Below are 8,623 nucleotides of genomic sequence, written 5' to 3'. Positions count from 1 at the left end.
GCCTCGGTTGGTGCGGCTTATAGTTCAGCTTTTCCGGCGCGTCAACGCCGCGTCGCGGTCTTTTTGGCAACACCTAGCGGTTGGTGAAGTTCGGCTTCCGCTTCTCGACGAAGGCGGCCATGCCTTCCTTCTGGTCGTCGAGCGCGAACAGCGAATGGAACAGGCGGCGCTCGAAGCGCAGGCCTTCGGCAAGCGTCGTCTCATAGGACCGGTTGACGGCTTCCTTGGTCATCATCACCGATGGCAGTGAAAAATCAGCGATCTTCGCCGCCGCCTTCATCGCTTCCTCGACCAGTTCGCCGGCCGGCACGACCCGCGACACCAGCCCGCAGCGTTCGGCTTCGGCGGCGTCCATCATCCGTCCGGTCAGGCACATATCCATCGCCTTCGACTTGCCGACGAAGCGGGTCAGCCGCTGCGATCCGCCCATGCCCGGCATGACGCCGAGCGTAATTTCGGGTTGGCCGAACTTCGCATTGTCGGCGGCGATGATGAAATCGCACATCATGGCCAGTTCGCAGCCGCCGCCCAGCGCGTAGCCGGCCACCGCCGCGATGATCGGCTTGCGGGCACGCGTGAGCTCTTCCCAGCCGACGAAGAAGTCTTGGGTATAGGCGTCCACGAAGGCGATCGCCTGCATTTCCTTGATGTCGGCGCCGGCGGCGAAGGCCTTTTCCGAACCCGTAAGGACCATCGCGCCGATGCCGGCATCGGCGTTGAACGCATTCGCCGCGGCTGCGACTTCCGTCATCACCTGCGAATTCAGCGCGTTGAGCGCCTTCGGCCGGTTCAGCGTGATCAGCCCGACCTTGCCGCGTGTCTCCGCGAGAATGGTTTCATAGGTCATGGCGTGGTCTCCTCGCTTCGGTTGAGGAGACCGGTCTAGCTCACCGCTGACAGGTCCGGCAATAGAATGTCGAGCGGCCGCTCTGCACGATGCGCTCGATATGGCCGCCGCACCCTGGCTTCGGACATGACTCGCCCTCGCGGTCGTAAACGGCGAAGGAATGCTGGAAATAGCCGAGCGATCCATCGGCCTGGACATAGTCGCGCAGCGACGATCCGCCGGCGGCGATCGCATCGGCGATGACCGAGCGGATCGCTTCGGCCAGGCGTTCGCATTGCTCTTTGGCTTTCTTGCCGGAGCCGGCGATGGTGCCGGCTTCGCGCAGCGGCGACAGGCCGGCGCGCCACAGCGCCTCCGACACATATATATTGCCGAGCCCCGCGATCAGCCGCTGGTCGAGCAGTGCTGCCTTGAGCGGCGATCTGCGGCCCTTGAGCAGCGAGGCGAGCAGGGGGCCGTCGAGCGCGTTGCCGGTCGGCTCGATGCCCAGCCCGGCCAGCATCGGATGCGCGTCCGGCGCCCCCTCGGCAAACAGCATGAAGCCGAAACGGCGCGGGTCGTTGAAGATGACACGGGACCGCTCGCCCTTCGGCGAGGCGACATCGAACACGACATGGTCGTGTGCCGCGCTCTTCGACCGTTCGTGGCGAAAGGCGCCGGGGATGTCGCTGCCCTCGGCGGTTTCGATTCGGAACGATCCGGACATGCCGAGATGACAGATCAGCACCGGACCGTCTTCGATATGCATCGTCAGATACTTGGCGCGCCGGCCAAGCGCCGTCACGGTCTTGCCGGTAAGCCGCTCCGAGAAGCGCTCGGGAAAAGGAAAGCGAAGATCGGGCCTGCGCGCCTCGACGTTGACGAGGCGGGCCCCCTCCAGAACCGGCTGCAGCCCCCGCCGCACGGTTTCGACCTCGGGCAGTTCAGGCATGGCCGCCTGTCGTTGCAAGGAAAGAGGTGCCGTGACGGCCGGGCGCCAGGCCAAGATGGTCGGCGACGGTTTCACCGATGTCGGCGAAGGTTGGCCTCAGCCCGATGTCGCCGCCCTTCAGCCCCGGCCCGATGCCGATCACCGGGACGCGTTCCCGCGTGTGGTCGGTCCCGCGCCAGGTAGGGTCATTGCCGTGATCGGCGGTGAGGATGAGCAGGTCACCCGGCCTGATGCGCGACAGCGCCTCCGGCAGCCGGCGGTCGAAGGCCTCGAGCGCTCCGGCATAGCCGGCGACATCGCGCCGGTGGCCGAACTCGGTGTCGAAATCGACGAAATTGGCAAAGACCAGATCGCCCTCGCCGGCGTCGTCCATGGCGCCCAGCGCCTCGTCGAACATCGCCATGTTGCCGCCCGCCTTGCGCACCTCCGAGATGCCGCGATGGGCGAAGATGTCGCCGATCTTGCCGACGGCGATGACCTTGCTGCCACGTTTCGTCAGCCGGTCGAGCAAGGTCGGCTCCGGCGGCGGCACGGCATAGTCGCGGCGGTTGTGGGTGCGCTGGAAGGTGGCTGACGTCTCGCCGACGAAGGGCCGCGCGATCACCCGCCCGATCTTCAGCGGATCCACCAGCCGGCGCACCGTCAGGCAAAGCTCGTAAAGTCGCTCCAGGCCGAAATGCGTCTCGTGCGCTGCGATCTGCAACACGGAGTCCACTGAGGTGTAACAGATCGGCTTGCCGGTGCGGATGTGCTCCTCGCCGAAGCGCTCGATGATCTCGGTTCCGGGCGCATGGCAATCACCGAGGATGCCCGGCACCTGACCTTCGCGGATGATCGCTTCCGTCAACGCGGCCGGGAAGGCCGGCGCGGTATCGGGAAAATAGCCCCAGTCGAAACGCACCGGCAGGCCGGCGATCTCCCAATGGCCCGAAGGCGTGTCCTTGCCGCTCGAGACCTCCTGGGCGGCGCCATGGAAGGACGAGGCAAGCAACGGCATGTCGAGGTCGAGCTTCAGCCCTGTCGCCGTCTCTGCCGCCCGCGCGAGCCCGAGCGAGACCATGTTGGGCACGGCGAGCGGCCCCCGGCGCAACCCTTCGCGATCCGCCCGGCCCTCGGCGCAGGCCTGCGCGATATGTCCGAACGTGTTGGCGCCGGTGTCGCCGTAGCGTCCGGCGTCGGCTGCTCCGCCTATGCCGAAAGAATCGAGAACGAATAAGAAAGCCCGCGCCATAGGGTGCCGTCGTTGCCAGTCCAGGCAGCCAGACATAAGGTTCCATGGCGGCATTGGCAAATCGGAAACCGAACCGCAACCGGCTTGGCGCCATAGTCCAGCAATCGGGCGCAGTGTCGGCGGGAGTACGGCGAGGATGGGCAAGGGCGAAAGATCCGCGGCAAGCCTGGCTTTGAGGACGTGCGCGGCGGCCTTCGCAGTGCTCTGCGCGGCCTCGTCCGCGCGCGCCGACTGGCGCGGCGACATCGGCACGTTTCGCATCGGCATCGTCGCCGAGCCCGGTGGCGGCAATACTGTTCCCGGGCTGGCACGCCTGACGGATGCCTATACAAACGCGCTCGGCATGAAGGTGGAGTTCGTGGTGGCCCGCGACTATGCGGCGCTGATCGAGGCGCAGGCGAGCGGCCGGGTCCAATATGCGATCTATTCGGCGCTCGCTTATGCCGCGGCTTCCGAGCGATGCGGCTGTGTTGAGCCGCTGGTGGCTCCGGTCGATACCGATGGAGCCGTCGGCATCCGTTCCGTGCTGGTGACGCGCGACGGCAAAGTGCCGGACCTCGCCGCCATGGCCTCGCATCGGATCGCGATCGCTCCCGCCGACAATGTCGGCGGTTCCCTGCTGCCGCTGACCGGGCTGGCTGGCGAAGGCGCAAAGATCGCGGAAGATTCACCCTTCCTGACCCGTGCCGTCTCGGCCACGGCGGCCGAGACGATGCTCAGCGACGGCGAAGCCGACGGCCTGTTCGGCTGGGAACCTGTCGGCGCCGATGGCCAGCCCACCGGTACGGGAGGCACGATCGTTCGGCTCGAGGCCGCCGGTGTCCCGAAGGCATCGCTTCGGGTGCTATGGACCTCGGCTCCGATGCGATATGGCCCTCATGCCGTGCGCAGCGATCTCGATGCCGAAGCGAAGCGTAGGCTGGCCGTCTTCCTGACCAATCTCAGGTCGCTCACTCCCGACGTCTACGATCTCCTGGAGTCGGAGCATTCCGGCGGGTTCGAGCTCGCCGCATCAAAAGACTATGCAGCGGCGCTGGCCATCCTGCGGCGGGAAGCGGGCGGCCAGGAATAGTCTTGTCAGCAGTCGCTGCAGGGGACCGTGGGACCGCGCCGAGGCCTCAGATAGTAGGTTTCGCCCATCGATATGTTGTTGAAGGCCGAGGTCAACCCAAGCGCTTTCGAATCGTTGGCGGACCAGGTGATGATCGGCTTATAGCCGAGGTCGCTTTCCACACGGACAAGGAAGGTGTTGCGGATCTTCAGCGTCGTCGGAACCGTGGTGATGCTGTCCTTCGCCGCGTCGGCGCTGTAGGTGCTGCCCACCAGCTTGCGTGACCACGCGACCTGTACCTTTGGCGACGCCTCGTCGGTGATCTGGACCCCGGTAATGATGATCGTCGGCGTGGAGCGGTTGTAGGGCTGCAGCGTCGACGTGCCGATCTTCATTATCGCATCGAGATCGGCTTTCTGGACCGCCGTCTGCTGCGTGACGAGATCAGCCACCATGCTGCCGATGCGACTGACCTTCTTGCTGGTCTCGATCGCCTGCGAGGCCTCCATCGTGATGAAATACATGATGAGCAGCACCGGCACGATAAACGCGAACTCGATTGCCGCGACGCCACTGCGATCACGGCAAAACCGCGCAGCCCCTGCAGCGATGGCTGAAATTCCCCGGTGTGCCCCCGCACGGTACATTTTTACCTCCACGCCGCCACAGTCTCAGCCGGCGAGCAGTCTCAGTTGTCGTCGAATGGTTCGTTCTGCCAGGTCACAGACGCGAAATGCAGTGTCTTTCCGTCCTTCAGATTGGCCATCTGCTTGGCCAGGAAATCGGTCATGACGGGCCATTTGTAGAAAACCCTCAGCATATTCCTGGTTTCCGCCAGCCCGGGAGAAACCGAGAAAGTCGTCGAGTTCGTGCCTTGCGTCAGCACGATGTCGCCGTCCACGATCTTGAAGCCGGCCGAGGCGGCGTCGGCGAAGGTCGGGTATTCGCGAAGGTCGACCAGCAGTCCGGGGCAATTCTTGGCCACCATGATCTCCATCCTGCTGCAGATCAGCTGCTTGATCGAGTCTTCCGTGACGGTTGCCTTCCTGAGCTGTCCGGTCCGCAACTGGCGCGCGACATCGTCGGTGATGTTGGCCATCACCTCCTGGCCGGCGAAGGAGATACAGCTTTCGAGGATGGCGAAGACGAGCAGGGCGAACGGTATGGCCAGCAGCGCGAATTCCATCGCGGTGCTGCCACGCTTGTCGCTGAAGAAGCCATGCCGGGGCTTTGCCCGCGCCTTACCGCCCCCGGATGCCGGATCCTTGCTCATATCCCGTTCCTGCCGATCCCCCTGCAATGTCGGCGGCAACATAGCGGCAACCCATTGAGGTCCTGTTTGGAAGAGCGCTAAATTCGCTGGCCGACCTTTAACCCGCTATTAACAGCGCGGGTACCGCCGGCCTCTCAGCGGCCGGCGTTCATTTCAGTTTCGGAAGCTCTCTCGGCGTCCGTCTTGTACGAGCTCTCGCAATAGGGCGTGCAGGACATGGTCTGGACTTCGGAGCGCCTGTAGATGCGCACCGAAGACGCGGCCTGCCGGACGACCGTCACCTGCTCATCGATGATGGGGCTGCCGTCCGAGTCGAGCACGACCAGATTGGTGACGCCGAAACCCTTGCCGGTGAGAACGACCGTCGAGGCATCCTGCACCGAGGCGTCGGCGATTGCCGGATTGCCGATGACGATCGTATCGGCCGCGCGCGCCAACTTGACGATCTTTGCCTGATTCATGGTGACCTCGATGCCGGCGCCGGCATTGGCTGGCATGACGAACGCGGCAATTGCCACCAGCGCGGCAACTGAAAATGATCTCGACAAGGTCATCGATGCGCTCCGGGGCGGCAGACTGTTCAACGGAACATGAACGAGATTGGTGAACCAACGGTTAAACGCTGGGTGGGCGCGATAAGGATTGGTCGCCTTGAGGCCCAGGCCAAGCAGCATGCGCTGTTTTAGCATTGTCGCGGGTGTGCCGGAACTGCGCCCTTTTTCTGCCCGTCGGTCTGCTTCTGGAGGTTTAGGCCACGGTTAACCAAGCAACGGGTTCGCCGCCGGAAAGGAATCGGTAAGGGTATTTATTAAGCCGATTGAAAGGGCTTCTCCCTAGATTCGCAGCATCCGATCAACCGCCAAGAGAAGTTGACGGAAGTGCTGTAACACGTGGAGTAGGAGCTCTCGAATGTCTAACCTCATCGCACGTTTTGTGAAGGATGAATCCGGCGCGACCGCCATCGAATATGGTCTGATCGCCGCTCTCATCGCGCTCGCCATCATGGTCGGCGCCGGCTCGCTTGGCACCGCCCTGAACAGCAAGTTCACGGCCATTGCAAACGCCGTTTCCAACGCCCCGTCGGGTGGTTGATAAGATCGCGCATTTCGAATGCGAGGGGCCGCCTTTGGGCGGCCCTTCTCTTATGCAGCCCGACGATTTGAACATCCGGTCTCATCAATCGTTAATTCGCCGAGCCTAGACTGGCGGTCGATTCCCATGCGGGTCCTTCGTCCATGCTTGTAGCCGTGATCTTCGTCGTCTTTCCCTTCTGCATGCTGTTTGCTGCCGTCTCCGACACCTTGTCGATGACGATTGCCAACCGCGTGCCGGTGCTGCTCGTGGCGACGTTCGCCGTGGTGGCTCCGTTGACCGGGATGGACTGGGCAACCTACGGTTGGCACTTGGCGGCCGGTTCCCTGGTGCTGGCGGTGACCTTCGGCCTGTTCGCGCTCGGGGGCATGGGCGGCGGCGATGCCAAGCTCCTGGCGGCGACCGCCGTATGGATGGGGCTCAACATCAATCTCGTCGGCTATCTGGTGACCTCGACATTGATCGGCGGCCTGCTGACGATCGCCATTCTGGCGTACCGGAAATCACCGCTTGCGATCTACACCGGCCACAACCGTTTTCTGCGCCATTTCGCCGACGAGCGGGTGGGCATTCCCTATGGCGTCGCGCTTGGGCTCGGTGGGCTCATCACCTTTCCCGATTCTCCGCTGATGGTCTGGGCGCTGAACAGGCTCACCACCTAAGGTGCATCGCGATCTTTCAGATACGGCCGGTGCGCTTTGGGTTTTTGATTTTACGCATATTTTTGTCCCGAAACCGGTTCCCGCTTTCGGGAGGCGTGCTTTTGCTTGTCCCATGAGCAAGAGGGTTTCTCGAGGCGGCGTGGCCGCCTTTTTCGTTAACGGCAAGCGGTTCCATCTAATTTGAGTAAACCTTAAATTAATCACGATCGTAAGCATTGCATTAACCTTGTTTTGACGATTGCGGCTGCAAAGTCCGGCCTGGCGAGGTGGTTTGCCTTGAGGCGAAGGGTTCGGACGAAATGCCAGCATCCCGACTGATTATTCTGGGCGTGGCGGTGGCCGCGGCGGGCGGCGCGGGTTATGTCGCAAAGAACATGGTAGCGGCGCCGCCGCCCCAGGTCGTCCTCGACGCTCCCAAGGAACCGGCGATCGCGCTGCAGGACGTGCTGGTGTTGTCCGGCGACGTTGCGATGGGCAGCCAGCTCGACAACAACATCGGCTGGGAGCAGTGGCCGGCCAGCGGCGTCAACGCCAATTTCATCACCCGTGCCGCTGAGCCGGACGCGCTCGAAAAGCTCAAGGGTTCGGTCGCCCGCGTGGCCATGTATACCGGCGAGCCGCTGCGGCGCTCCAAACTGGTCGGCGAAGGGCAGAGCTTCATGTCGTCGATCCTGCCGTCCGGCATGCGCGCCGTGGCGACCGCGATATCGGCAGACACGTCGGCCGGCGGCTTCATCCTGCCGAATGATTTCGTCGACGTCATCATGACCCGGCGCTCGGATACCGGCAATGGCGGCAGCGGCTTCAGCACCGAGACCATCCTCAAGAACATCCGCGTCCTGGCCATCGACCAGACCATCCAGGAGGACGAGGAGGGCAAGAAGACCAGGGTCGGCCAGACCGCGACGCTGGAGCTGACACCGCAGCAGGCCGAGATCATCACGGTGGCGCAGCAGATGGCGGACCGCCTGACATTGGCACTGCGTCCGATCGTGGACACGAATGAGAAGAACCTGGGCGAGGCCGACTATCTGGTGAACGGCAACGGCCGGCGCGGCACGGTGCGGTTGATCAAGTCGGGCGAAGTTTCCGAAGTGGGAGCAAGGAAATGAGGCTAAACGGTAAACTGCCCGTCATGGCGGCAGCGGCAATCGGCCTGTTCCTGCTCGGCGCCAATGCACCCGGCCTCGTCGAGGCCAAGGCCGCGAACAGGGCGGCAGGCGTGACGGCCTCGGTTGCCACGCAGCGCGTCAAGCTCGGTCTCAACAAGTCGGTGGTCATCGATCTGCCGAACGACGCCTACGACATCCTCGTCGCCAATCCGGCGGTCGCGGATGCGGTCACGCGCACGGCGCGCCGCATCTATCTGTTCGGCAAGGCGGTCGGCGAAACCAATATCTTCGTCTTCGGCCCCAACGGCGAACAGATCGCCAGCCTCGACCTGGCGGTCGAACGCGACGTCGCCGGACTGGAAGACTATCTCAAGCGCTTCCTCCCGACGTCGCAGATCAAGGTCGAGCTGCTGAACGACAACGT

11 protein-coding genes are annotated in these 8,623 nt (G+C 63.6%); 5 read left to right on the top strand and 6 right to left on the bottom strand.

The window, feature by feature from the left end; all coding sequences use genetic code 11:
• Positions 1-73: 73 nt before the first annotated feature.
• The 3 genes from EOA29_RS16645 to EOA29_RS16635 are packed head-to-tail and all read right to left on the bottom strand — an operon-like array spanning position 74 to position 3,009.
• Positions 74-847 (bottom strand): enoyl-CoA hydratase, encoded by a 774-nt coding sequence (locus tag EOA29_RS16645; protein ID WP_127221161.1) that lies wholly within the window; start codon positions 845-847, stop codon positions 74-76.
• Between the two features lie 40 nt (positions 848-887).
• Entirely contained in the window at positions 888-1,778 is an 891-nt protein-coding gene (gene mutM, locus EOA29_RS16640; protein WP_126090332.1) for a bifunctional DNA-formamidopyrimidine glycosylase/DNA-(apurinic or apyrimidinic site) lyase, read from the bottom strand.
• A complete protein-coding gene (locus tag EOA29_RS16635; RefSeq protein WP_126090331.1) occupies positions 1,771-3,009 on the bottom strand; it encodes a phosphopentomutase in 1,239 nt (412 codons plus the stop codon). The genes mutM and EOA29_RS16635 overlap by 8 nt, the downstream gene beginning before the upstream one ends.
• 136 nt (positions 3,010-3,145) lie before the next feature.
• Here EOA29_RS16635 and EOA29_RS16630 point away from each other — a divergent pair, with 136 nt between their 5' ends.
• Positions 3,146-4,081, top strand: a complete 936-nt coding sequence (locus tag EOA29_RS16630) for a PhnD/SsuA/transferrin family substrate-binding protein (RefSeq protein ID WP_126090330.1) — start codon at positions 3,146-3,148, stop codon at positions 4,079-4,081.
• Between the two features lie 5 nt (positions 4,082-4,086).
• Here EOA29_RS16630 and EOA29_RS16625 read toward each other — a convergent pair whose 3' ends face one another.
• From EOA29_RS16625 to EOA29_RS16615, 3 genes are all read right to left on the bottom strand, one after another.
• A complete protein-coding gene (locus tag EOA29_RS16625) occupies positions 4,087-4,707 on the bottom strand; it encodes a TadE/TadG family type IV pilus assembly protein (RefSeq protein WP_126090329.1) in 621 nt (206 codons plus the stop codon).
• A gap of 41 nt (positions 4,708-4,748) precedes the next feature.
• Positions 4,749-5,333 (bottom strand): TadE/TadG family type IV pilus assembly protein, encoded by a 585-nt coding sequence (locus EOA29_RS16620; protein WP_126090328.1) that lies wholly within the window; start codon positions 5,331-5,333, stop codon positions 4,749-4,751.
• Between the two features lie 134 nt (positions 5,334-5,467).
• Positions 5,468-5,887 carry a pilus assembly protein N-terminal domain-containing protein gene (locus tag EOA29_RS16615; protein ID WP_126090327.1) on the bottom strand — a complete coding sequence of 140 codons (420 nt, stop codon included), beginning with the start codon at positions 5,885-5,887 and terminating at the stop codon, positions 5,468-5,470.
• Between the two features lie 355 nt (positions 5,888-6,242).
• Between EOA29_RS16615 and EOA29_RS16610 the strand changes: the two genes are divergently transcribed.
• From EOA29_RS16610 to EOA29_RS16595, 4 genes are all read left to right on the top strand, one after another.
• Positions 6,243-6,425: a Flp family type IVb pilin gene (locus EOA29_RS16610; RefSeq protein ID WP_126090326.1), complete on the top strand. Its 183-nt coding sequence runs from the start codon at positions 6,243-6,245 to the stop codon at positions 6,423-6,425.
• A 143-nt stretch (positions 6,426-6,568) separates the two neighbouring features.
• Positions 6,569-7,087 carry a prepilin peptidase gene (locus tag EOA29_RS16605; protein ID WP_126090325.1) on the top strand — a complete coding sequence of 173 codons (519 nt, stop codon included), beginning with the start codon at positions 6,569-6,571 and terminating at the stop codon, positions 7,085-7,087.
• A gap of 299 nt (positions 7,088-7,386) precedes the next feature.
• Positions 7,387-8,199 (top strand): Flp pilus assembly protein CpaB, encoded by an 813-nt coding sequence (gene cpaB, locus EOA29_RS16600; protein WP_126090324.1) that lies wholly within the window; start codon positions 7,387-7,389, stop codon positions 8,197-8,199.
• On the top strand, positions 8,196-8,623 hold a 428-nt coding region (locus EOA29_RS16595), incomplete at its 3' end, for a pilus assembly protein N-terminal domain-containing protein (RefSeq protein WP_189478911.1). The genes cpaB and EOA29_RS16595, both read left to right, overlap by 4 nt.

This window comes from Mesorhizobium sp. M1E.F.Ca.ET.063.01.1.1, from assembly GCF_003998155.1.
Classification (GTDB): domain Bacteria; phylum Pseudomonadota; class Alphaproteobacteria; order Rhizobiales; family Rhizobiaceae; genus Mesorhizobium.
Note: the sequence above shows the minus strand (reverse complement) of the source record. Positions and strands in the feature narration are given on the sequence as shown.